At 44.4% G+C, this 21,303-nt stretch carries 22 protein-coding genes; 15 read left to right on the forward strand and 7 right to left on the reverse strand.

Annotated elements, in window-relative coordinates; translation table 11 throughout:
* Nucleotides 1-3 precede the first annotated feature (3 nt).
* The 3 genes from WC473_05045 to murC are packed head-to-tail and all read left to right on the forward strand — an operon-like array spanning nucleotide 4 to nucleotide 3,528.
* Nucleotides 4-1,107, forward strand: a complete 1,104-nt coding sequence (locus WC473_05045) for a hypothetical protein (GenBank protein MFA5125154.1) — start codon at nucleotides 4-6, stop codon at nucleotides 1,105-1,107.
* Nucleotides 1,097-2,170 carry an undecaprenyldiphospho-muramoylpentapeptide beta-N-acetylglucosaminyltransferase gene (gene murG, locus WC473_05050; GenBank protein ID MFA5125155.1) on the forward strand — a complete coding sequence of 358 codons (1,074 nt, stop codon included), beginning with the start codon at nucleotides 1,097-1,099 and terminating at the stop codon, nucleotides 2,168-2,170. The genes WC473_05045 and murG overlap by 11 nt, the downstream gene beginning before the upstream one ends.
* Nucleotides 2,167-3,528 carry a UDP-N-acetylmuramate--L-alanine ligase gene (gene murC, locus WC473_05055; protein ID MFA5125156.1) on the forward strand — a complete coding sequence of 454 codons (1,362 nt, stop codon included), beginning with the start codon at nucleotides 2,167-2,169 and terminating at the stop codon, nucleotides 3,526-3,528. Before murG ends, murC begins: the two co-directional genes overlap by 4 nt.
* A 41-nt stretch (nucleotides 3,529-3,569) precedes the next feature.
* On the opposite strand, the gene WC473_05060 is transcribed toward murC, so the two are convergent.
* Both WC473_05060 and WC473_05065 read right to left on the reverse strand, forming a co-directional pair.
* The gene (locus WC473_05060) at nucleotides 3,570-3,956 is read right to left on the reverse strand and encodes a hypothetical protein (GenBank protein MFA5125157.1); all 387 of its coding nucleotides are present in this window, start codon (nucleotides 3,954-3,956) and stop codon (nucleotides 3,570-3,572) included.
* Nucleotides 3,932-4,183: a hypothetical protein gene (locus WC473_05065; GenBank protein ID MFA5125158.1), complete on the reverse strand. Its 252-nt coding sequence runs from the start codon at nucleotides 4,181-4,183 to the stop codon at nucleotides 3,932-3,934. The genes WC473_05060 and WC473_05065 overlap by 25 nt, the downstream gene beginning before the upstream one ends.
* A 102-nt stretch (nucleotides 4,184-4,285) precedes the next feature.
* Between WC473_05065 and WC473_05070 the strand changes: the two genes are divergently transcribed.
* The 5 genes from WC473_05070 (at nucleotide 4,286) to WC473_05090 (ending at nucleotide 8,895) form a co-directional block, all read left to right on the forward strand.
* Entirely contained in the window at nucleotides 4,286-4,444 is a 159-nt protein-coding gene (locus tag WC473_05070) for a hypothetical protein (GenBank protein ID MFA5125159.1), read from the forward strand.
* Nucleotides 4,404-5,372: a UDP-N-acetylmuramate dehydrogenase gene (gene murB / locus WC473_05075; GenBank protein MFA5125160.1), complete on the forward strand. Its 969-nt coding sequence runs from the start codon at nucleotides 4,404-4,406 to the stop codon at nucleotides 5,370-5,372. Before WC473_05070 ends, murB begins: the two co-directional genes overlap by 41 nt.
* A gap of 29 nt (nucleotides 5,373-5,401) precedes the next feature.
* A complete protein-coding gene (raiA, locus tag WC473_05080) occupies nucleotides 5,402-5,704 on the forward strand; it encodes a ribosome-associated translation inhibitor RaiA (GenBank protein ID MFA5125161.1) in 303 nt (100 codons plus the stop codon).
* A gap of 103 nt (nucleotides 5,705-5,807) precedes the next feature.
* Nucleotides 5,808-8,549 (forward strand): preprotein translocase subunit SecA, encoded by a 2,742-nt coding sequence (gene secA, locus WC473_05085; GenBank protein MFA5125162.1) that lies wholly within the window; start codon nucleotides 5,808-5,810, stop codon nucleotides 8,547-8,549.
* Between the two features lie 28 nt (nucleotides 8,550-8,577).
* Nucleotides 8,578-8,895 (forward strand): hypothetical protein, encoded by a 318-nt coding sequence (locus WC473_05090; protein MFA5125163.1) that lies wholly within the window; start codon nucleotides 8,578-8,580, stop codon nucleotides 8,893-8,895.
* Between the two features lie 384 nt (nucleotides 8,896-9,279).
* Here the strand turns inward: WC473_05090 and WC473_05095 are convergent, their stop codons facing one another.
* Complete coding sequence (locus WC473_05095; GenBank protein MFA5125164.1) at nucleotides 9,280-9,774, reverse strand: hypothetical protein; 495 nt, start codon at nucleotides 9,772-9,774, stop codon at nucleotides 9,280-9,282.
* 208 nt (nucleotides 9,775-9,982) lie between these two features.
* On the opposite strand from WC473_05095, the gene WC473_05100 reads away from it, so the two are divergent.
* Nucleotides 9,983-10,450 carry an NUDIX hydrolase gene (locus WC473_05100; GenBank protein ID MFA5125165.1) on the forward strand — a complete coding sequence of 156 codons (468 nt, stop codon included), beginning with the start codon at nucleotides 9,983-9,985 and terminating at the stop codon, nucleotides 10,448-10,450.
* 85 nt (nucleotides 10,451-10,535) lie between these two features.
* A complete protein-coding gene (mutM, locus tag WC473_05105) occupies nucleotides 10,536-11,396 on the forward strand; it encodes a bifunctional DNA-formamidopyrimidine glycosylase/DNA-(apurinic or apyrimidinic site) lyase (GenBank protein ID MFA5125166.1) in 861 nt (286 codons plus the stop codon).
* Nucleotides 11,397-11,438: 42 nt separating this feature from the next.
* Here the strand turns inward: mutM and WC473_05110 are convergent, their stop codons facing one another.
* From WC473_05110 to WC473_05120, 3 genes are all read right to left on the reverse strand, one after another.
* Entirely contained in the window at nucleotides 11,439-12,080 is a 642-nt protein-coding gene (locus tag WC473_05110) for a hypothetical protein (protein ID MFA5125167.1), read from the reverse strand.
* A 32-nt stretch (nucleotides 12,081-12,112) separates the two neighbouring features.
* A complete protein-coding gene (locus WC473_05115) occupies nucleotides 12,113-12,400 on the reverse strand; it encodes a hypothetical protein (protein MFA5125168.1) in 288 nt (95 codons plus the stop codon).
* Between the two features lie 99 nt (nucleotides 12,401-12,499).
* Nucleotides 12,500-12,931, reverse strand: a complete 432-nt coding sequence (locus WC473_05120) for a divergent PAP2 family protein (protein MFA5125169.1) — start codon at nucleotides 12,929-12,931, stop codon at nucleotides 12,500-12,502.
* Between the two features lie 30 nt (nucleotides 12,932-12,961).
* Between WC473_05120 and uppP the strand changes: the two genes are divergently transcribed.
* Nucleotides 12,962-13,780 carry an undecaprenyl-diphosphatase UppP gene (gene uppP, locus WC473_05125; GenBank protein ID MFA5125170.1) on the forward strand — a complete coding sequence of 273 codons (819 nt, stop codon included), beginning with the start codon at nucleotides 12,962-12,964 and terminating at the stop codon, nucleotides 13,778-13,780.
* Here uppP and WC473_05130 read toward each other — a convergent pair.
* The gene (locus WC473_05130; protein MFA5125171.1) at nucleotides 13,680-14,552 is read right to left on the reverse strand and encodes a CAP domain-containing protein; all 873 of its coding nucleotides are present in this window, start codon (nucleotides 14,550-14,552) and stop codon (nucleotides 13,680-13,682) included. The genes uppP and WC473_05130 overlap by 101 nt on opposite strands.
* A 100-nt stretch (nucleotides 14,553-14,652) precedes the next feature.
* Between WC473_05130 and mltG the strand changes: the two genes are divergently transcribed.
* The 4 genes from mltG to WC473_05150 all read left to right on the forward strand — a co-directional run bounded on the left by mltG (nucleotide 14,653) and on the right by WC473_05150 (nucleotide 21,266).
* Nucleotides 14,653-15,651 (forward strand): endolytic transglycosylase MltG, encoded by a 999-nt coding sequence (gene mltG / locus WC473_05135; GenBank protein MFA5125172.1) that lies wholly within the window; start codon nucleotides 14,653-14,655, stop codon nucleotides 15,649-15,651.
* 244 nt (nucleotides 15,652-15,895) lie between these two features.
* Nucleotides 15,896-17,140, forward strand: a complete 1,245-nt coding sequence (locus WC473_05140) for a sigma factor-like helix-turn-helix DNA-binding protein (GenBank protein ID MFA5125173.1) — start codon at nucleotides 15,896-15,898, stop codon at nucleotides 17,138-17,140.
* 245 nt (nucleotides 17,141-17,385) lie between these two features.
* The gene (locus WC473_05145) at nucleotides 17,386-19,179 is read left to right on the forward strand and encodes a hypothetical protein (GenBank protein ID MFA5125174.1); all 1,794 of its coding nucleotides are present in this window, start codon (nucleotides 17,386-17,388) and stop codon (nucleotides 19,177-19,179) included.
* A 5-nt stretch (nucleotides 19,180-19,184) separates the two neighbouring features.
* The gene (locus tag WC473_05150) at nucleotides 19,185-21,266 is read left to right on the forward strand and encodes a CxxC-x17-CxxC domain-containing protein (protein MFA5125175.1); all 2,082 of its coding nucleotides are present in this window, start codon (nucleotides 19,185-19,187) and stop codon (nucleotides 21,264-21,266) included.
* Nucleotides 21,267-21,303 lie beyond the last annotated feature (37 nt).

The following is a 21,303-nucleotide window of genomic DNA, read 5'->3' on the forward strand; positions in this document are numbered from 1 at the left end:
TTTATGAATAAGCGAGAGACAAATATCATGCCGGATAATCCGGATAACACAGAAAGCCGATCTAATCAAGAGATTACTGATAGGATAGAAAGATTAAAATCAGCTTACCCCGATATTTCCCGGCCAGAGTATTGGCTGTCATTGGAAAATGCTTTGCGAGCGGAGAAATTTTTGTTGGAAAAAATCGAACCGCTCATTGACACCCCCGATCACCCTCGCGCCAATCCTGCCTATCGCCGGCGAATAAATAATTTTTCCGATCGAATAACTGACTATATTATGTTGCACCCCCATGCTGGGACAGAGGAGGTTGGCCGAGCGTGCAATATCAAATTAAAGGAATTAGAGCAAATTAAGCAATTGCAAATCGCCAAGCATTATTTGGCGCGTTGTGTAACCTCTGTTGGCAGGGATGCTTCAATCATAATCAATGAATTTGACGAGATGTGTTTCTTCCGGCCGGCCACGCCAGAACCCGGGGAGGAAAATAAATATTGGAAGACGGAAGAATTGGGCGTGCCGGCGATGCTTTCCGGAGCCTTTGTCTTCAGTGAAGAAGCTTGGTCCAGAATAGAGCCCGACTGGAAGAAAAATGAGTTTGATGAAGCCGGAGAAAATTTTTGCATGTCAATAACGGGACGCAGTATAGATAGGAAATATTTTAGAGGAGAGAGTAATCCTTTGCATTATTTGGGTTTAAGTTATTTTTTAGAAAGGATTAAAAAGGATATAATAAGTTCCAGCAGGCATGAAGTCATTCATCAAATTGATTTTTTAAAGTCCGAAAGACGGGGTGTAAGTCTTATTTTGACGGAAGTTATTGCTTTTCGCATTGATGGTCAGATGGATCAACCGAAAAACAGAAAAAAATTGCGCGACAGGTTCCGAGAGTTTATTAACGATCATATAAAGGGTTACTTGGAAGATTATAAAGCGGCCGATGTAGAAGAAGACAAGAAAACCGTTGACGCTTTTTTGGCGGTATTGGATGAAGCGGAAAAAGCTATCGGTTTTGCCCGAACGACCAGTATTCTGTTAGACTCGCTGACTTTGATGGAAGCGGCGGACAAATTAAATAAAGCAGCAGGAATAAGTTATGAAATATAAATTATTATTATCCGGCGGCGGCACCATGGGTTCGGTTTCTCCGCTTATAGCCGTTTGTCAGGAAATCAAAAAGAGGCAGCCCGAAGCGGAATTCTTGTTTGTCGGTACCGCTGGCGGTCCGGAACGAGCGGCCGTGGAGAGCTATAAAATACCTTTCGCGGTTATTGCTTCAGGTAAATTCCGCCGTTATTTTTCTTGGCAGAATTTTACCGATCCATTCAAGATCGTTAAGGCATTCTGCCAATCAATAAAAATCCTGCTGGCCTTTCGCCCTCAAGCGGTGATGGTAGCCGGCGCTTATGTGGGAGTGCCTTTGGCCTGGGCGGCATGGTTTTTACGCATCCCTGTTTTAATCCATCAGCAAGATATAGAAGTCGGCCTAGCTAACCGTTTAATGTCCCCCGTGGCTAAAAAAGTCACTGTGTCTTTTGATATTTCTTTGCGCGACTTTAAGCGCGGCCGGGCGATTTTAACCGGCAATCCAATTCGGGAGGAATTCAGTCATTGCGATAAGGATAAGAGCCGTGAGCTGTTCGGTTTAAGAAAAGATGTGCCGACGGTGTTTTTTACCGGTGGCGGTACGGGGGCGATAGCGATTAATGAAGTATTGGACCGAGCCCTGCCTGATCTAATGAAATTTATTCAAGTGATTCATGTTACCGGCAAGGGCAAGAAAATAGATTTTTCTGCTGACAATTATCATCAGTTTGAGTTTATGACGCACGAAATGACCGAAGCATTGTGCGTGGCTGATTTGGTGGTAACGCGCGCCGGCCTGTCTACTTTGTCGGAATTGTCTTATTGCGGCAAACCGGCAATCATCATCCCGATGTATCGGACGCACCAAGAAAACAATGCTAATTATTTCCAGCAACATAACGCCGCTGTGGTTTTATCCGAAGCTTCGCTTAATAAGAAAATGTTGACTGATATTATCAGTGAGCTGATTAAAAGCGACGATAAGTTGGACAACTTGTCAAAAAATATTAAGAAAATGATGCCGCAAACCGGCGCCGGAGCAGTGGCGGATATTTTGTTAAAATTAATCAAAAATAAAAAATGAACTTAGCTAAAATAAAAAAAATCCATTTTATCGGTATTGGTGGCATCGGCATTTCTGCCGCCGCGCGTTTGGCGCAAGCCAGGGGCATAAGGGTTACGGGCAGTGATGCGCAATTAAGTGAAGTGGTTAATGATTTGCGAGTTTCGGGCTTTGATGTAAAAACTCCTCAGCAAGCGGAGAATGTCCCGGCTGATGCCGATCTGATCGTTTATACCGTGGCCGCGCCGGAAGATAATCCGGAAAGAGCGCGCGCTCAAGAATTGGGGATAGAGCAGATGACTTATCCGCAGTTTTTGGGGCTGTTGATGGCTGGTAAATTCGGCATTGGCGTATCCGGCACTAATGGCAAGACCACCACTACCGCCATGGTCGCCAAAATTTTGATTGACGCGGGCAAGGATCCGAGCGTGGTTTTGGGAGCCAAAGCGGATTTCCTGTCCGGCAATGCTCGGGCGGGCCGGAGTGAATATTTCGTGTTTGAAAGCGATGAATATCGCCGAGCTTTTGATAATTATTCTCCGCGCCTGGCCGCTGTCACTTATATCGGCGAGGATCATCTTGATTATTATAAAGACCTGGCCGAAATCAAATCGGCGTTTAAGGATTATTTGTCGCATGTGCCGGCCGAAGGATATGTGGTGCTTAATGCCGATGATCTTAATTCTTTAGAACTGGCGCCGGCGCTTAAAGCGGCTAAAATAACTTTTGGCATAAACAATGAGGCTGATTATAAAGCCAGTCAAATAGAAACGGTTTCCGGCAAACAAGTTTTTTCGGTCGGTGAGTCAGGGCGGTTTTCATTGCTTTTGCCCGGCCATTATAATATCTATAATGCTTTATGCGCCATCACTGTTTGTTGCGCCATAGGGATTGATGTTGAAATTATTAGACAATCTTTGGCCGGCTTTACCGGTACTTGGCGGCGGTTTGAACGGCTGGGACGGTTGGGCCAAGCCGAGGTGATAGCTGATTACGCTCATACGCCCGATGCGATCCATCAAGTGATTGAGGCTACGCAAGAGTTTTATCCGGGCAAAAGGATTCTGACTGTGTTCCAGCCGCATCAGTACGCCCGAACAAAAAATTTGTTCAGTAAGTTCGCGACGGCTTTCGGCTCCGCGGAGCAAGTGATAATTCCCGATATATTCTATGTGGCCGGACGGGAGAAACCCGAGGATTTTGATGTTGATTCCAAAGCGTTGGTTGAAGCGATTGCGGCACAGGGCGTTAAAGCGGTTTATGGCGGTTCGCTTTCCGCAAGCGAAGAGCTGGTTAGAAAGATGGCAAAAGATTTTGATATAGTTTTGGTTTTGGGCGCCGGCGATGTTTATGAGCTGGCGAAAAATTTGGTTAAATGAAAACACCGACGAATTGTCGGTGTTAGCAAAGAACTTTAAAATCAGGAAGGTTTTCTGCCTATTGCGACGTTACATGCAAAAGCAAAACGTTCGGGATGTTCCAGGTAATCATAGAGGAATTGTATTTTATCCCTGATTTTGTCATTGTTCTCCGGGGGAGCGCTGTGGTCAATTTCTAACCAAAGCAAGGAACGGATTTCTGCGATGATTTCCGGCAGTCGGGGAGCGGAGAGGGTTTTACCTTTTTCATATTCAGGGTTGTTGCCCCATAAGAGCGCCATGAGGACAACCATTAAGTCGCCCTCTTCCCTTAAGCTGGCGCGCAGATTAAATACCATAGTTGTTAACTTTAAAAGCAATTCATTGGGAAAGGGCTTCATGGCCGCTTCGCGTTGCTCGGCCGTTAAGGAACAGTGATATTCAGCCATTGTTTCTCCTTTTTGTTTTTTCGTGTCTTTTCTTCAATAAAGCAATCCTCGGATATTTCCTGAAAGGACAAAATAGCTATCCGTGTGTCGCAAAAACAAACATCACTGATTTTTTCTGCTGCCTGACTGATTGGAAAGTAGTCTTTATCAAATGCCAGAAGGATATTGGCGATGCTTGGGTTAAAATGTTCGTTGAACATAGCGTAAGAAACAAACCAGTATTTCATGATTCTTCTCCTTCTCGGTTGGTTAATCCAAAGATTGCCAAATTATTGTTAAAAGAACTCTATTGATTTATGATATTATCATAATAAATAATCAATGTCAATATGCCAGTAGATTTATATAAAATCCAACAAAAAGCCGAACAGCCGCGCAAGCGGAAAAAAGTCAAGAAAGTACCGGGGTTTGCCGCACAGCAACAAGCCTTAGAATTAAGCAAATATTATGTTAGAACAAGCCAGAAAAAATCTCGACAAAAGGTTTAAAGAAAATGAATCATTAGCCAATCACACCACTTTGCGGATCGGCGGACCGGCTAAATTTTTTGCACTTGCAAAAAATACTGAGGAAATTTTAGGGTTGATGCAAGAAGCGGAGATGGCAAGAATAAATTATGCTATTATGGGTGGCGGCAGTAATATTTTGGCCAGTGATGCCGGTTTTGATGGTCTGGTGATAAAAATAAACGGCGGTGAAATAAAAATCAGCGAAGATCAAATAATTATGGATGCCGGTGTGCCCTTGGCCTTGGCGCTTGCTGAATCACTCAAGGCCGGATTAACCGGTTTAGAGTGGGCGACAGGCATTCCCGGAACTGTCGGCGGAGCTATCTGCGGTAATGCCGGAGCCTATGGCGGAGAAATGGCGCAAAACGTGGCTACAGTAAAAGTTCTAAGAGAAAAAGCGATAATAGAATTGAGCAATGGTGATTGCGATTTTAGTTATCGCGCGAGCCGGTTTAAAAATGATGGCAACAAAGATATTATTTTGTCCGCCACTCTGAAATTGAAAGTTGCCGTAACTGATGAAATCGCCGTGGCTAAAGAAAAAATATCAAAGATAATGGCGGAGCGTAGCGTTAAATTCAGCGAAGGGCCGTCGGCCGGCAGTTTTTTCCATAACATCTCGTTGACTCCGGAAGAAACAATTGAACTTAAAAGCCGGCACCCGGAAATCCCCGAACAATTTATCGCTTGGCAAAAGATTCCCGTTGCCTGGCTGATCGATGAATGCGGTTTGCGCGGCCGGCAGATTGGCGGCGCCAAAGTCAGTGATCAACACGCCGGAATAATCATTAATGCCGGTGGCGCGACAGCCAGCGATGTGATAATGTTAGCATCAGTAATCAAGCAAAAAGTCAGAAGCAAGTTCAGTTTGCAATTAATGGAGGAAGTCCAATATTTGGGATTTTAATTTTTAATAATTAATTGTTAATATAATTTATGAACATCTCAATCAAAGGAACAAAAATTGAACTCACGCCGGGCATTGAAGCGGCGGTTAATGAGAAAATCGGCGGACTGTCTAAATATTTTGACAATATCATCGGTTGCGAGGTGGAAGTGGGCAAAACTACCGAACATCACCATAAGGGCGATATTTTTCGGGCCGAGGTTAATTTGGAAGTGCCGAAGAAAGTCATTCGCGCTGAAGCCGAGTCTGACGATTTATACAAATCAATCAATGAAGTCAAAGATAAGATGAAGGTAGAGATTATGAAATATAAGGAAACCCTGCGCGATTAGTTGATTCAGTCGACGCAATCAGCTTTGCCGGCTAGCAACTGGCGCATTGCCAAAAAGAATGAAATGTTGTAAACTAATCCAATCTTGATTTAAACCATAATTTATGTCTTTTTTTACCAGAATATTCGGCGATCCTAATAAAAAAGTATTAGCCGATTTTCAACAAACAATTGATGCCATTAATGCCTTGGAGCCGAAGATCTCGGCTTTATCCGATGAGGATTTAAAGGCTCAGACTACTAAATTGAAAGCTGAACTGGCCAAGGATAAGGCCTTGGATGATATTTTGCCCGAGGCCTTCGCTACTATCCGCGAAGCGGCCAAGCGCGTTATCGGCCAGCGGCATTTTGACGTTCAATTAATGGGCGGTATCGCCTTGCATCAGGGACATATTGCGGAAATGCGGACTGGTGAAGGCAAGACTTTGACTGCCACTGCGCCGATGTATTTGAACGCTTTGGCCGGACGGGGCGCGCATCTGGTTACTGTCAATGATTATTTGGCGCGCATTCATGCTGATTGGATGGGGCAGATTTATGATTTTTTGGGGCTCTCGGTCAGTTGTATCCAACAGCAGAATACTTCTTATAAATTTGATAAACAGCATCAGCGCCAAGAAGGCGACCCGGTTTTGGATGTGCAGAATCTGGTTCCTTGCACCCGTCGTGAAGCTTATGCTTGCGATATCTTATACGGCACCAATAATGAGTTCGGTTTTGATTACTTGCGCGATAACATGGTAACGCGGGCGGAGGACATGGTTCAGCGTGATCTATTCTACGCCATTGTAGATGAGGTGGATTCGATCTTAATCGACGAAGCTCGAACGCCGTTGATTATTTCGGCGCCGGATATGGAATCAACAGACAAGTATTTTCAATTTTCGCAAATTGTTAAGACTCTGGCGGATAAGGATGATTATACTATTGATGAGAAACAGCGCGCCGCCACCTTGACTGAAGCGGGCATTGCTAAGGTAGAAAAATCTTTGGGCGTAGAAAATATTTATACTGATCGTGGCATTGCCGACGTGCATCACATTGAGCAAGCGTTAAAAGCCCAGGCCTTGTTTAAACGCGATAAGGATTATGTGGTTAAGGACGGCGAAATTATTATTATTGACGAGTTCACTGGCCGTATGATGTTTGGCCGCCGCTACAGCGAAGGCTTGCACCAGGCCATTGAAGCCAAGGAAGGCGTTAAAGTCCAAAAGGAAAGCGTCACTTTGGCTACTATTTCTTTTCAGAATTATTTCCGTTTATATACTAAATTGTCCGGTATGACCGGTACGGCCGCTACGGAAGCCGAGGAGTTTTCTAAGATTTATAATTTAGAAGTTACAACCATTCCGACTAACCGTCCGATGGTCAGGAAGGATTTGAATGATCGTATTTATAAAAATGAGCAAGGCAAATACAACGCTTTGATTGAAGAAGTCAGGGTCAGATACAAAAACGGCCAGCCGGTTTTAATCGGTACGGTTTCCATTGAGAAGAATGAGCTGTTGTCCGAGTTGTTTGATCGCGCCGACATTCCGTGCCAAATCCTAAACGCCAAACATCATGAAAAGGAGGCGCATATTATCGCACAAGCCGGTCGGGCCGGTGCTGTGACTATTGCCACTAACATGGCCGGCCGAGGCGTGGATATTATTTTGGGCGGTTATCCTTTTAACCAAGAAGAGTATGAAAAAGTAGTTGCCGCCGGTGGTTTGTGCGTGATCGGCACGGAGCGCCATGAATCCCGCCGCATTGACAACCAGTTACGCGGCCGCGCCGGACGCCAAGGCGACCCCGGTTCCTCGCTGTTTTTCATTTCTATGGACGATGATTTGATGCGCATCTTCGGTTCGGAGCGAATGAAAAAAATGATGACGACTTTGGGTGTGCCGGATGATATGCCGATTGAAAACGGCATGATCAGCAAATCCATTGAACAGGCACAGAAAAAAGTGGAAACGCATAATTTTGACATTCGCAAACATTTAGTGGAATATGACGATGTCATGAACAAACAACGCGAAACTATTTATCGCAAACGCCGGCAGATTTTGGCCGGGGAGGGTACCAAGGAGTCGGCTCTTAGTGCCATTGAGAGGGAAATTGATGCAATTGTGGCGTTGGCTACCCAGGATAATGACGAAAGCCAATGGAAGTTAGAAGAAATTTATGAAGCAGTCAGCTTGATCTTCCGCGTTAAATCGGAGGCGCGTAAAAATTTGGAAGAATTACGGCGGGAAGCGGGGGATAATCAAGAAGACCAGATGTCCCGCGAGATGATTTCCGGTTATTTGAAAAAGTTGGCCGTGGAAGAATATAACGAATTGGAAGCTAAGATCAATATGTTACCGGTGGATGAGGGGCAGTTGCCGGCCATGCGCCAAGTGGAGCGCGGCATGTTTTTGCGCGTTATTGATACTTTATGGATTGAGCATTTGGATACGATGCAATATCTGCGCACCGGCATTGGTTTGCGCGGCTACGGCCAGCGCGATCCCTTAGTGGAATACAAAAAGGAATCCCTGCGTATGTTTAAGGAGTTGATGGCGATGATTGACCACCAGTTGGCTTATAGTATTTATAAAATCGGTTTTGTGTCGCCGGAGGAGATGAATCAAACGGAGAGTCGGCCCAAGAGTGTCCAGCTTAAGGGCGCCAGTGATCAATCGTCCTTGAAGTCACCGATGGAAAATGATTCCGGATTAGCAGAACGTCAAGCTGATAAAATCTTAAAAGACAGCGCCCATTATAATGGCGAGAAAGTCGGCCGTAACGATTCCTGCCCTTGCGGGGCGACTTATCCGGATGGCAAGCCGAAAAAGTATAAGGACTGCCATGGGAAATAAATAATCGTTTATTATTAATCATAATAATATGCCAGAAATATATGGCATCAATTTTGATGGCGAGGTTACGCCGTTAATGGTTAGAGACGCGATGATTCGGTGTTTTTACGACGCCCATTGCGCTGATACGGGCTTAGAGGGGGACCAGGAAAGTAATCGGGTGTATTGTCGGGATACCGTAGTCAAAGCCTTTCATGATGCAGGTGAGGATTTTGATCATCCTACTAAAACCGGAATCATTAAAGCGATGTCTCAGCTTCGGGAGTTTTCCAAAAATTTCCGCGATCCGTCAATAATTGAAAAGCATGCGGCGCAGATTTCTCAATTAGTGGAGCGCATAAAGTAATAATCAAAATTGGCTGGTTAGTGGTTAGAAATTTAAATTATTATGGAAAATGAAAACCGCCACGGTGTAAAACCGGGCGGTTGTTTGTTTGTACGTTTATATTACCATGTTCACGAGTCTCGCCAACCAAACACCGCCAGTCCCGATAATAGCAGTGGTAACACAGGAAATAGCACCATCCAGATTGAATTATGCTGGATATAAAGTGCTGTTAACCCATGGTGTGAAGTAATAAAATTATACCACTTCCATTGGCCTACTATGTCATAGAGCCAAGGATTACACCAGATGTCCAATTTCATGACAGTAAACAATAAGGCCATTAACGCGATCCACGCACCCATCCAAATCTTAATCCGGTTTTTCATTGTTATTCTCCTTCGCTCAATCGTTTTCAGATTTAGAGGTAGCGGGAACTGTGGCTATCTCGGTGTCGCAGGACACAAGGTAGATGAAAATCCATAAAGAACCCAGGTATAGCCAACAATTGTAGATTAGTATTGGGTTACCTAAGTAGCTAATTGACAGCATTTCTAATAGAGCCAATGATGGCACCAACAGTAAAAACAGCCCGGCCATTATTCTCAGATAAAACCAGTCGTCGGCTCTTTTCGGAGGATTAGTGTCATCCGATGAAATTTTGTTCAAAGCTATCCGCTCCATCCAATAAATTTCGGCTATTAGCAGAGAAAAAACCACAATAAAAAATGAAGAGTATAGCTTGTAATCACTGGCATCGACAACCAAAAAAATCATCACAGTCGATAGGAACAGTACAACCCTCGCCCAGAAGTAATTATTTTTTCCTGTTAATCGGGTTAGGGCTTTACTGTTACGCTCAAATAATCCCAGTAACCATTGGTCGACTTTAAAGAACATCGCTTTCTCCCTTGTTTATTTTTCACCTAATTTCAGCAAATTCATATCCGTTATCAAATGATTCATATCATTATAGCACACTTTAATTTTTTTGTCAATCCAATATTTTAATATTATCCAATCGCGGTTATTGACATCGTTTAAAGATTTGTTTAAGATGTTATAATTAATAGAACTTTGGAAAAACAATCATGAGAGGAGATATGCCATGATACTTGAGGATTTGAATGGTTTTCTTAATTTTAGACCAATGTTTAATGTTGTGGGTTGTTATTTGGTGCGGCAAGGCCACATTTTGATGTTGAAAAGGCACCCCGATAAACCTCAAGGCGGATTGTGGTGCGTACCCGGCGGCAAAATAAAACATGCGGAAAGTGTCGGGGAAGCGGCAACTCGCGAATTTAAAGAAGAAACCGGTTGTGATTTGCCACAAGACCTGAACTGTCGGATTTTCTGCTCTTTACCCGAGGCTGTTCGCTATCCGGGTTATGACTTTCTTTATTTCATGCTTAAGGTGGAATTACCCTTAAATTACGATTTAAATCAAATCATCCTTAACCCGGCGGAGCATATTGAGTATAGTTGGGTACCGCTTTGGGATATTATGGGGCAACGGCAAGTTTTGCCGTTAGTGCCGGATGAAGAAGAGTGTTTGCGTCGGTTGTTTAAATGGTAACTCGGTTTTGACATTTATAGTCGCGATTCTCGCGACTTTTATTTTTAACTGAAAGATGCTAAACTGACGATATAAAAATAATTTTATGCCTGAACTGCCAGAGGTGCAAACCATTGTCAGCGAACTGAATGAGAAGATAAAATATAAGACGATTAAAAACGTCCAAGTGTTTAAATATAAATCAGTCCGGCCGATGAACAAAAAATTTGTTCAGTCAATTAAGGGCCGGAAAATTTTGGGCGTGGCTCGTCGCGCCAAAATGATTATAATCAATCTCAGCGGCGATAAGCATCTTTTGATTCATCTCAAGATGACCGGGCAGCTGGTTTTTCGCGATCGTCGCGGTAAGGGTTTGTCTGGCGGCCACCCCATTGCTTTCCAGGGTGAATTGCCGACCAAGTTTACCAGAGCGGCGTTTGAATTCGCTGATAAAAGCCATTTATTTTTTAATGATATCCGCCGTTTTGGCTGGATCAAGTTCGCTGATCGGAAATTATACGAAAATGAAACAGCTAAGTATGGTTTAGAACCGCTGTCTAAGGATTTCACTTTCTCAGCCTTTAAGGAAAAATTAAAACGTTATCCCAACCGCAAAATTAAACAGGTATTAATGGATCAGACGCTGATTGCCGGCGTAGGCAATATTTATGCCGATGAAATTTGTTTTGCAGCTCGCGTCTTACCGGCTCGGCCGACTAATAAGCTGACAGAACAAGAAATTAAGGATTTGTTTAAGGCCATACCTCGCATCCTTAAATTATCCATCAGTAAAAAAGGCACTTCCGCCGATACTTATGTCACCACTTCGGGCGCCGAGGGCGGAATGATGAAATACCTGAAAGTTTATGGACGAGCCGGGGAAAAATGCCGGCGTTGCGGCGGAGCGGTACATAAGATCAAGTTAGGCGGCCGTGGCACTCATTTCTGTCCTATTTGCCAAAAATAAAACACACCCGATAAGGATGTGTTGAGATGTGTGCGATGAGTTTTATTCGTGGCGGTGTTCCAGGTAATACATGATATTTTTTAGTATCAATAGAATCTCATCATAGTTTAAATCCATTATTTTCTCTTTGCTTTTTTCTCCGTTTGTGGCAGTAAAGATTCTTTCAGTCTCTTGATCTAGCAGCGCCAGTGGACAGCCGGCAGATTTAAGTCCGCCGTCTATGCGGGCTCTTAGCAATTCCGTTTCTACAGCCTCAATGAAACCTAGTAATTCCTCGCATTGAATGAGTCGCTTTTGATCCGAATAAAATTTTTCTTTGGTTTGCTCGTGTTCTTTTATGCGGCGCTCTTTAGCCTGTCGCCTTCTTTTTTCTTCTGCCGCAACTTTTTCCGGATTAGCCCCTTCATCCGACGAACCGTCAGTGAATATATTCCCGATCAATCCAGCTTCAATATAGGTAGGCAGTAAATCTGTTTTGTGATTAGAGATGAGAGAATGCAGTAATAGTTTGATCGCCCGATAGATCATGGTGCTTAGCGTGGCGTTTCTATTGATATACGTGGTTAGGCCCATAGCATCATTATCAAGAGTGATCATTAACCTATGTTCAGGCAACTCCGGAGGTGTTGGCACAACCTTGTTGTCCGGCGATTGTTTCGGCTCAGTGCAATGTTCCCGGCTCATTTTCAGGGCTCCTTCCTGTTTTAGGCGAATTCTTAGCAGGTGAATCTTAGCCTGCCTTTTTTTTCGTCTTTTGCTACTCGGCGCAACATCTTTTTTCGGTTTTTTCTGATTTTTTTGGCGCAGGCCTTGCAAACGGCGAAATGTTTGTCTTTCTCGGTAATGGATTTTTTACAAAGCCGGCAATAGCAGAATAGATGTACTGCCAACCTGCCTTTCTTTTTTTTGCTTATTAATTCACAGCAAGTGCCGCAAAGGCCCAATTCGCGATCAGTAATCACTTGGTGCATGCCGCATAAAGCACATTCTCTGACTAAGGCCATGACTTGTCCTCCTTATGGTTTTTCGGTTTTAAAGTCCTATTGATTTGCTTAGCTTATATTAATATGATACCTTAATAATGTCAAGACCGCGGGGTAGAATTAAACTGTAGCGAGCAGGGCATAAAGAATTAGCGCCAAAACAACGCCGAAGATCAAACCGACAGCCGCTTCCAGTACAGTATGTCCGATACGTTCGCGTATTAGTACTTCCGGATTTTCCGGAAAAACTTCTTTGGCCAAGATATTAGTTAGAGTGGCGTTTTTGCCGATTTCCCGTCTGAAGCCGACAGCATCGCGCAACACTACGGCCACTAAGATCAGAGCCACGGCAAAGACAGCGGAATCCAATCCCTCACGGAGCGCTACGACTGTGGCCAGAGCGGAAACAAAGGCCGTGTGGGAAGACGGCATACCGCCGTAATCGGCAAACATATGGCGCCAATTGAGATTATGGTTGATGCCGTCAATGCTTAATTTGACGACTTGCGCGATAAGCGCGGCCAGAACCGGAATGATGATTAGTAAGTACATAGAATTGATAATTATTAAATTTTTTATCTTATGAATTATTTATGGGCGATCTTGGCCGGCTTAGTCCAGGGCGTGGCGGAATTTCTGCCTATCTCCAGCTCCGGCCACTTGGTTATTTTGCATGATATTTTGAGGTTTAATCTGCCGGATAATCTTACTTTTGATATCGTGCTCCATCTGGGGACATTCCTGTCGCTTTTGGTATTTTTTTGGCGTGATATCCTCCGTTTGATCCGGGGATTTTTTTCCAGCTTGGCCAAATGGAATTTTCGCGGCGACAGTAACCAGCGTTTAGCCTGGCTGATTATCATCGGTACGATTCCTGCCGTGCTGGTCGGTTATTTTTTTGATGATTTTATTGAACAAGTATTTCATGAAGGCAGATTCGCCGCCCTGATCGTAGCCATTATGCTGATAGTTGTCGCTATCTTGTTTTGGCTGTTGGAGAAATACGCCAAGCGCTTGCGGACAGCCGAATCGCTTAAGTGGTGGGAGTCGTTGGTTATCGGCGCGGGTCAGGCTATCGCTTTGATTCCCGGCACTTCTCGATCCGGCATTACCATCTGCGCCGGTCTGATGCTGAAACTGACTCGGGAACAGGCGGCTAGGTTTTCTTTTTTATTATCTATGCCTGTTGTTCTGGGCGCCGGGGTTAAATCATTATTACAGATTGAATCGCTAACTGTTGCTGAATGGCCTTTGTTGGCTGTCGGTTTTTTGGCCGCCGCCATCAGCGGTTATTTTGCCATTAAGTTTTTGTTGAAATATTTGATTGATCATTCGCTCGGCGTTTTCGCTTGGTATCGAGTGATTTTGGCCGTCTTGATTTTGCTTTGGTTGTTTTTATAATCGTAACCTTTTTTGCTTTGCTTACCTTTACCTTCGGCTGATTTAATTTGGCTGAAGGTTTTTGGATATTTTTTTTGTTGTTCGACGGCGGTTGTAAAAAAGTTAAAAGCAACAGTACGACAATAATGATAATCAGGCAATTGAGCCACCAGCGACAGAAATTTATCGCGACTAAAACTTGTTCAATAGGCCAACCGCGCGATACGGGAAAATAATTGTCCACGCCTGCGGTATCGGGCAGAGCCAGTTCGTTGGCTCCCATTACGCGCGAGCCGAATAATTGGACAACCACGGAAGTGGGTCGGTCTTTGAATTCGCCCTGCAGGCTGGCTACGCCGATTTCCTGGTATTCCCGGCGTTCCAAGTTTTGGCGATGGCCAGCGCTTTTGAGCCAGGCCTCGAACACGTCTTGGCTGTTATTGAAATCAATCGCTAAGTTTTCACCGACGTAGAAGTATTTGTAGTCAACATCCTTAACCCAGTCGGAGAACTTTCTGCCATCCGGCGAGACATGGCCAAAATATTGCTTGGCCAAAATGTCTTTAGCGCGATCAATGGCCGCCTGGGTTAGGCGAGGATTGACGCTCAGGTCATTAAGCCCTAGACTTTGGCGGTAAGTGTTGGTTAATTGGATTATTTCTTCGGTCGCCGCCGGATTCTCCTCGGCTTGGACGGTTTTGCCCAGCTGTATTATTCCGTTCAAAGCCAAACAGCTAACGCCGATGGTAATCGCCGCTCCAAGCAGGATTAATTGTTTTTTGTTCGCCTTCATTTAAGATAATTATACCATAATCGCCGGTTCAAGACGAAGTCCTTGGACTTGGCTGATTATTTCTGCTACAATATCAGATATTATTAATCAGCTATTTACTATGTTAAAGAGAGTAGTTATCGCTTTTTTAATTGTCAGCGCTTTAGCGGTTTTGTGGTTTTTTTATTCTCTTAATCGCCAGAACGGTTTTACCCAAGTTACAACCGTTAATATTGAATCAGGCATTACCGCCGATAAGATTGCTCAAGCGCTTCGGAGCCGGGGATTGATAACTAATGTTTTTATCTTTAAGCTGTATGCCAAACTGACTAAGGCGGATAGTCGCTTGGTGGCCGGTACGCATCAGATTGAAGCGCGCTCCTCAATTAAATCAATTATTCGCCAACTAACCATCAACACCAACATTGACCGCGAGTTAACCATCACTATTATTGAAGGTTGGAAAATTAAAGATATCGCCGTTTATCTTCAAGAGCGGGGGATTGTTGATGAACAGGAATTTGTTTCTGCCGGCACCATAGATAATTGGCGAGATCAATACGCTTTTTTGCAAGATAAGCGTATTAAATCGCTGGAAGGTTTTTTGTTTCCCGATACTTATCGGATTTTCAGCGATGCCCAGGCGGAGGATATCATTAAGAAGCTGTTGGACAATTTTGATCGCAAAGTTACGGCGCAGATGCGTTTTGATGCGCCCAAAGACAATTCCAGTTTTTATGACGCTTTGATTCTGGCATCTATCGTGGAACGCGAAGCGTTGTATGATGATGATCGCCGAGTTATTGCCGCGATTTTTCTTAATCGTTTAAAACAGGGGATTGGTTTGCAATCCGATGCCACTATTAATTATGTCACTGGCAAAAAATCACCCCGTCCGACTTATGCTGACTTGCAAGTCAATAGTCCTTATAATACTTACAAGTATCGCGGTTTGCCGCCCGGCCCGATTTGTAATCCCGGCTTGACTTCCATTAACGCCGTGATTTATTCTCAGCCCAACCAGTATTATTATTTCCTGACCGACAGCGAAGGCCGCGCTCATTTTGGTCGGACTTATGCTGAACATCAGCAGAATATTATTAAGTATTTAGAGAATTAAATAAAGAAGAGTAGGAATTGTCTAAATATAAATCCCGGAGCCAATTACCGGGGTTTATTTTTTATCTATTGACAATTACCATTTTTTTTGATATAATTAAGGCATAAGAATCAGTTATAGTCAAATTTTAGCTAATTTTAGGTAAAAATAAACGATAAAATTTTTGCTAAAATGGAGTAATTAATCAAATTACCCCCATTGACAATAATTGGCGATTAGTTTAATATTCAATATTAATTATCATATGTCCATCTTGGATCAAGTCAGAAAAAACAAGTTTAAAGACGGTTTATCCGCCTTTAACCCGGTCGATGTGATCAACACCTTATTCAATAACCTGTCCGAAAAGGAACGGGACGTTGTTAGAAAGCGTTTTGGCTTAGGTATTGATAAAAAGCATACTCTGGAAGAAATCGGCCAGGTTTACGGCATTACCCGCGAGCGCGTTAGACAGATTGAAAACCTGTCCATCAAAAAGCTCAAGGATTTGCGCGACCTCAAAGATGAGATTCGCGAAGCCGAAGGTGTGATTTCTCAGCTTTTGGAGCAATACGGTGGTGTCATGGAAGAGGCCTTTTTCTTGGAAAACGTCCTTAACTATTTGGACACCCATCAGGAGAGCGAGAATTCCTTGCTGTTTTTGGCCGAACATATTTTTTCCGATCGCATCAATAAAGTCGGTCAAGATAAGGAATTCAATCACTTATGGCGTTTGGGTTCTTCCGATACCGATTTTTTAAAGCGCGTTATCAGCGAAATGGTCGGCATCATTGAAAAGAATGGCGAACCGGTCAGCTTGGTTGAGCTTTTGAAGCATTTCAAGAATTCCAGCTTTTATAACGAAAACAAAGATCAGATTTTGTCTTTGACCACCATGTTGGAGGCCACTGACGAAGACATTGATAAGATTTTGGAAAGCTATTTGCGCGCCTCTCGTAAGATCCAACAGGACATTTTTGATAATTGGGGTTTGATTTCTTGGGGCATTGTTAAGCCTAAGAAAATAAATGATAAGATTTATTTGACTTTAAAGAAAGCCGGTCGTCCCATGCATTTTACTGAAATCGCTTCGGAAATCAATAAGAATGCTTTTGATGGCAAAATTGCTTATGCTCCGACTGTCCATAATGAATTGATCCTTGACCCGAAATATGTTTTAGTCGGCCGCGGCATTTATGCTTTATCCGAATGGGGCTATCGCCCGGGCAATGTGGCTGATGTCATTATTGATATTTTAAAAGAAGACGGTCCTTTGACCAAAGATCAGATTATTGATAAGGTTTTGGAGCGTCGCAATGTCAAGCGTTCCACCGTTTATCTGGCTTTGATGAACCATGATAAGATTAAGCGCAACGACAAAGGCAGATATTTCTTGGTTGATGAAGGCACGGCCGAAGTCATGGCCGATGAAGCTTTGGAAGAGGTAGTTAAAGAAGTAGTCAAAGAAGCAGTCGAAGAAGTGATTAAAGAAGTAGCCGAACAGGAATAAAGATTGCAGTTTCGGAATAATATAATACAATTAAGGCGTGATGGAAAATCCCTTGGATTCCTGATAAGTTATAGCTTGCGAAAGCTTGCTGTGAATTTTCGAGGATGACAAGAGTCGATAAATTCCTAAATAAAAATAAATACCTGCTTAGGGCGGGTATTTATTTTTTATTTTGATTTGGTGCCGCCGGCTGAATTATGTTATAATTAATTTATATCCGATTGCCATAATCGGACAAACAACACATGCAACCGAATATTTACGACAACATCCTATATTCTTTGGCCAACAACAATCTGTGGGAGAGTTTTTTAATTTGGTTTTTGCAGTTTAGTCAAATGGATCCGATGCAAATTGCCTGGTATTTTTTCTGGCACGGCGGCTGGGTGTTTTTTGTTTTGATGTTCATGTGGCGTTCTTATAAGGATATTTTCTTGGAGAATCAGTCCGGCCGGTTCCAGAGCAAGTGGAAATGGCGTTTATTGGCGGTGGATATCCCCAAAAACAATGAACAGACGCCTAAGGCTGTGGAGAACATCTTTTCTGCCTTGGCCGGCGTTTTTGGCTCTTCTAATTTGATTGACAAATATTGGAATGGCAAGGTGACTGAGAGCTTTTCTTTTGAACTCGTGTCTATTGAGGGTCATACCAGGTTTTTTATCCGTACCCCGGCGCATTTTATGGATTTTATTCAAGCCGCGCTTTATTCGCAATACCCGGATGCGGAAATCACTGAAGTTGACGATTACGTCAATTATGACTCAGAAGATATTGATCCTAAAACCGGTCAGGCCGTCCCGTTTTCTAAGTTGCATTTTCCCAATAAATTATACAACATGTGGGGCGCAGAATTCGTTTTAACCAGAAAATATCCTTTTCCCATCAAGACTTATGAGGAGTTTGAGCATCGCTTGAGCCAAGCCTTCTTGGATCCGATGTCTAATTTATTGGAGAATATGAGCCGGATTGGACCGGGCGAACAGACTTGGATCCAGGTTATTGTTCAACCGCAAGGCGCGCCTTATTGGAAAGCGGAAACAGTAAAGAAAGTTTTGACCGAATTGAAAAAAGAAATTTATAAACCGCCGGAGTCTTTTAATCCCGCCGATATCATTAATAAGCCGTTAGGCGGTGCTCTTGATTGGGGTATGGGGCTAGTCGGGCACGCCGTCGGCATGGAAATTGGCGCGTCCGCCGATAAGAAAAAAGAAGAAGATCAATGGAAGATGTTCAAGATGTCGCCCGGCGAGCGTACGGTTTTGGAAATGGTGGAAAAGAAACTCGCTAAGCATCAGTTTAAAGTCAAATACCGCATGGTTTATTTGGCCAAGAAAGAGGTTTTTGCCAAGGGGCGTGGCGTTACTGGTATTACCGGCGCCATCAATCAGTTCAATACCACTAATGCCAACGGTTTTAAGCCCGGTTCCTATACTAAGACCGCCGCTGACTATTTTTTTGTCAATCATCGTATCGCTCAAAAACAAAATCGCATCTTGCGTTGGTTTTGCAAGCGTCATGCCTGGTACGGCGAAAGCAATGTGGATGAAAAAATCACTTACCTTAATCCTGAAGAGTTGGCCACTATTTGGCACTTTCCGGTAATGACGGTCAAAGCGGCGGAAGTTGGCATGATCCAGAGCAAGAAAGCGGCTCCGCCTACGCGTTTGCCGTATGAACAGCGTGTTGGTCCGGCCAAGAAAGAAGAACGGCCGACTTATACCCAGCCTATCATTCCCTCGGCTCCCACCTCTCCGGGTCAAATGTTTACTGCCCCAGTCGCAGCGCCCGCTTATCAGCCTCCGCCGTCTGAAGATCCCAATTATGAGTCGGCGCCGGGCGTGCCTCCGCTTGCTCCGCCTTTACCTGATCTGGCCGTGCCTTATCCGCCGGCCACAGCACCCGCTTATCCGCCGCAACCGCAGTATCCGCCGCAACCGCAGTATCCGCAGCCGGCTTACGCGCCGCCGCCCGATAATCTGGGCCTAGGGACTGTGCCTTCAAGAAAAGGCGCTCCACCCCCTAACTTACCCTTTGTTTAATTCGTATGCCTGGACTAAATGATAATGTAACAATTTTCGGCGAAACCAACTACCGCAATGCGCGCAGGTCGTTTGGCATTAAACGTGATGATCGTCGCCGTCATATGTATGTCATCGGTAAAACCGGCATGGGAAAAACCACCCTGCTGGAGAATCTTATTATTTCCGATATTCTAAACGGCGAGGGTTGTTGCTATATTGACCCGCATGGTGATACGGCAGAGAAGCTGTTGGATTTTATTCCGCCACATCGCATTAATGACGTGATTTATCTTAATCCGGCCGATGCCGAGTTTCCTATCGCCTTTAATGTGCTGGAAGCGGTGGATGAAATCAATAAGAACTTCGTCGCTTCCGGCCTTATATCCGTTTTCAAGAAACTCTGGGCCGACTCTTGGGGCCCGCGTTTGGAATATATTCTGCGCAATACGATTTTGTCATTGTTGGACTACCCCGGTTCTACGCTTTTGGGTATCATGCGCATTCTGGTGGAAAAAGATTATCGCGAAAAAGTCGTAGTCAAAATCAAGGATCCAGTGGTGCGCAGTTTTTGGGTTAATGAGTATTCCAAATGGAATGAAAAAACTTTACAAGAGGTTATTTCGCCTATCCAGAATAAAGTCGGGCAATTTTTGTCTAATTTTTTGATTCGTAACATCGTCGGCCAGGTGACTTCCACCATTGATTTGCGCGAGATCATGGATAACAAGAAAATTTTGATTTTGAATCTGGCCAAAGGCAAGATCGGCGAAGATACCATGAAGCTTTTGGGTTCCATGATCGTGACCAAGTTATACTTGGCGGCCATGAGCCGAGTGGACATATTAGAGAAGGATCGCCCTGATTTTTATCTTTATGTGGACGAATTTCAGAACTTCGCTACGGAAAGTTTTGCTAATATTTTATCCGAAGCCAGAAAATACCGTCTTAATTTGATTGTAGCGCACCAATATATTGAGCAGTTGCCTGAAGAAGTGGCGGCGGCCGTATTCGGCAACGTGGGCACGTTGATTTGTTTTCGCGTCGGCGCGTCTGATGCCGAGAAGCTGGTATTGGAGTTTGCGCCGTTTTTTACTGAAGAGGACTTGGTCAACTTGCCGGCTTTCGCCGTTTATCTTAAATTGATGATTGACGGCGTCTCTTCCGATCCGTTTTCTGCTGCCACTCTGCCACCGCTATTTGAAGAATACCGCACTAACAATAGTGAGAAAGTGACTTATGTTTCCCGCGAGAGATATGCTAACCCGCGTTCTGTGGTGGAAGACAAGATTAATCGTTGGAGCTCCACTGATTTGAGCACCCGCATGGGCGACATTGCCGCTCATGCCGAAAAGGGCGATTTAAGAATGGGTGAAGTTGTGCCGATGAAGGAGCCGGTTGCCGGCCCGACAATTTCCTTGTCGGCTTTGGGCACCGGCACTTTGCCACCAACTCCGCCTCGGCCGATGGTGTGGCCAAGACGTGATGACCGTCCAATCAGACGTGATGACCGTTCTTTTAGCCGTGATGATAGGCAAGATAGTCGTCCGCCGCGACGTGATGATCGTTCTTTTAGCAGGCGCGACGATAGCTCGCCCAGGCGCGACGATCGCAGTGATCGCAGCTTGAGTGACGATGTCAAAACGGCAAGGTCGGAGAGTCGGCAGGAACAGTCTAATGATCGGCGTGTCAGTGAGTCACGAAACGTTTCTGATCGGCCGGAAAGAAGAGATCAGGGAGAGCGCCGTGAATTCGGCAAGTTTGATGCTAAATGCTCTATGTGTGGCAGTATGTTCAAGTTGAATTTCCAACCGGAGAAGGGCCGGCCGGTATATTGCAATGATTGTTTTAAGAAAGTCAAAGATGAACGGCGCAAGCCGGAGCCGGCGCGCGAACCGGCGATTAAGATGTTGGAGCAATTAGTACGCCATAAGGACGATGATGTTCCGCCTTTGAGCCTGTCTTCGTTGGAACCTCGCAAACCTTTGATTCCCCCGCCGGATTTAAGTGGGGGAGCGGATTCGCTTACTGTCGGCGCCGGTTTGCCGGATAATCCGCCGGCCGATGAAGAGGTGGAAGAAATTTACCAAACCAGACAGCAACGTTAACTAATTTTAATCAGTTATGGATTTTAAGTTGTGAATA

The sequence above is a fragment of the Patescibacteria group bacterium genome, from assembly GCA_041650895.1.
Classification (GTDB): domain Bacteria; phylum Patescibacteriota; class Patescibacteriia; order 2-01-FULL-39-33; family 2-01-FULL-39-33; genus CAISTG01.

What these genes read in the sequence shown, in the direction of transcription:
- murB (MFA5125160.1), top strand. Translation starts at nt 4,404, where the DNA reads ATGTTAGAACAAGCCAGAAAAAATCTCGACAAAAGGTTTAAAGAAAAT.
- WC473_05095 (MFA5125164.1), bottom strand. Translation starts at nt 9,774, where the DNA reads ATGTTCTTTAAAGTCGACCAATGGTTACTGGGATTATTTGAGCGTAAC.
- WC473_05115 (MFA5125168.1), bottom strand. Translation starts at nt 12,400, where the DNA reads ATGGCCTTAGTCAGAGAATGTGCTTTATGCGGCATGCACCAAGTGATT.
- mltG (MFA5125172.1), top strand. Translation starts at nt 14,653, where the DNA reads ATGTTAAAGAGAGTAGTTATCGCTTTTTTAATTGTCAGCGCTTTAGCG.
- WC473_05060 (MFA5125157.1), bottom strand. Translation starts at nt 3,956, where the DNA reads ATGGCTGAATATCACTGTTCCTTAACGGCCGAGCAACGCGAAGCGGCC.
- uppP (MFA5125170.1), top strand. Translation starts at nt 12,962, where the DNA reads ATGAATTATTTATGGGCGATCTTGGCCGGCTTAGTCCAGGGCGTGGCG.
- WC473_05130 (MFA5125171.1), bottom strand. Translation starts at nt 14,552, where the DNA reads ATGAAGGCGAACAAAAAACAATTAATCCTGCTTGGAGCGGCGATTACC.
- murC (MFA5125156.1), top strand. Translation starts at nt 2,167, where the DNA reads ATGAACTTAGCTAAAATAAAAAAAATCCATTTTATCGGTATTGGTGGC.
- WC473_05100 (MFA5125165.1), top strand. Translation starts at nt 9,983, where the DNA reads ATGATACTTGAGGATTTGAATGGTTTTCTTAATTTTAGACCAATGTTT.
- murG (MFA5125155.1), top strand. Translation starts at nt 1,097, where the DNA reads ATGAAATATAAATTATTATTATCCGGCGGCGGCACCATGGGTTCGGTT.
- WC473_05120 (MFA5125169.1), bottom strand. Translation starts at nt 12,931, where the DNA reads ATGTACTTACTAATCATCATTCCGGTTCTGGCCGCGCTTATCGCGCAA.
- WC473_05140 (MFA5125173.1), top strand. Translation starts at nt 15,896, where the DNA reads ATGTCCATCTTGGATCAAGTCAGAAAAAACAAGTTTAAAGACGGTTTA.
- WC473_05110 (MFA5125167.1), bottom strand. Translation starts at nt 12,080, where the DNA reads ATGAGCCGGGAACATTGCACTGAGCCGAAACAATCGCCGGACAACAAG.
- mutM (MFA5125166.1), top strand. Translation starts at nt 10,536, where the DNA reads ATGCCTGAACTGCCAGAGGTGCAAACCATTGTCAGCGAACTGAATGAG.
- WC473_05070 (MFA5125159.1), top strand. Translation starts at nt 4,286, where the DNA reads ATGCCAGTAGATTTATATAAAATCCAACAAAAAGCCGAACAGCCGCGC.
- WC473_05065 (MFA5125158.1), bottom strand. Translation starts at nt 4,183, where the DNA reads ATGAAATACTGGTTTGTTTCTTACGCTATGTTCAACGAACATTTTAAC.
- WC473_05045 (MFA5125154.1), top strand. Translation starts at nt 4, where the DNA reads ATGAATAAGCGAGAGACAAATATCATGCCGGATAATCCGGATAACACA.
- WC473_05090 (MFA5125163.1), top strand. Translation starts at nt 8,578, where the DNA reads ATGCCAGAAATATATGGCATCAATTTTGATGGCGAGGTTACGCCGTTA.
- secA (MFA5125162.1), top strand. Translation starts at nt 5,808, where the DNA reads ATGTCTTTTTTTACCAGAATATTCGGCGATCCTAATAAAAAAGTATTA.
- WC473_05150 (MFA5125175.1), top strand. Translation starts at nt 19,185, where the DNA reads ATGCCTGGACTAAATGATAATGTAACAATTTTCGGCGAAACCAACTAC.
- WC473_05145 (MFA5125174.1), top strand. Translation starts at nt 17,386, where the DNA reads ATGCAACCGAATATTTACGACAACATCCTATATTCTTTGGCCAACAAC.
- raiA (MFA5125161.1), top strand. Translation starts at nt 5,402, where the DNA reads ATGAACATCTCAATCAAAGGAACAAAAATTGAACTCACGCCGGGCATT.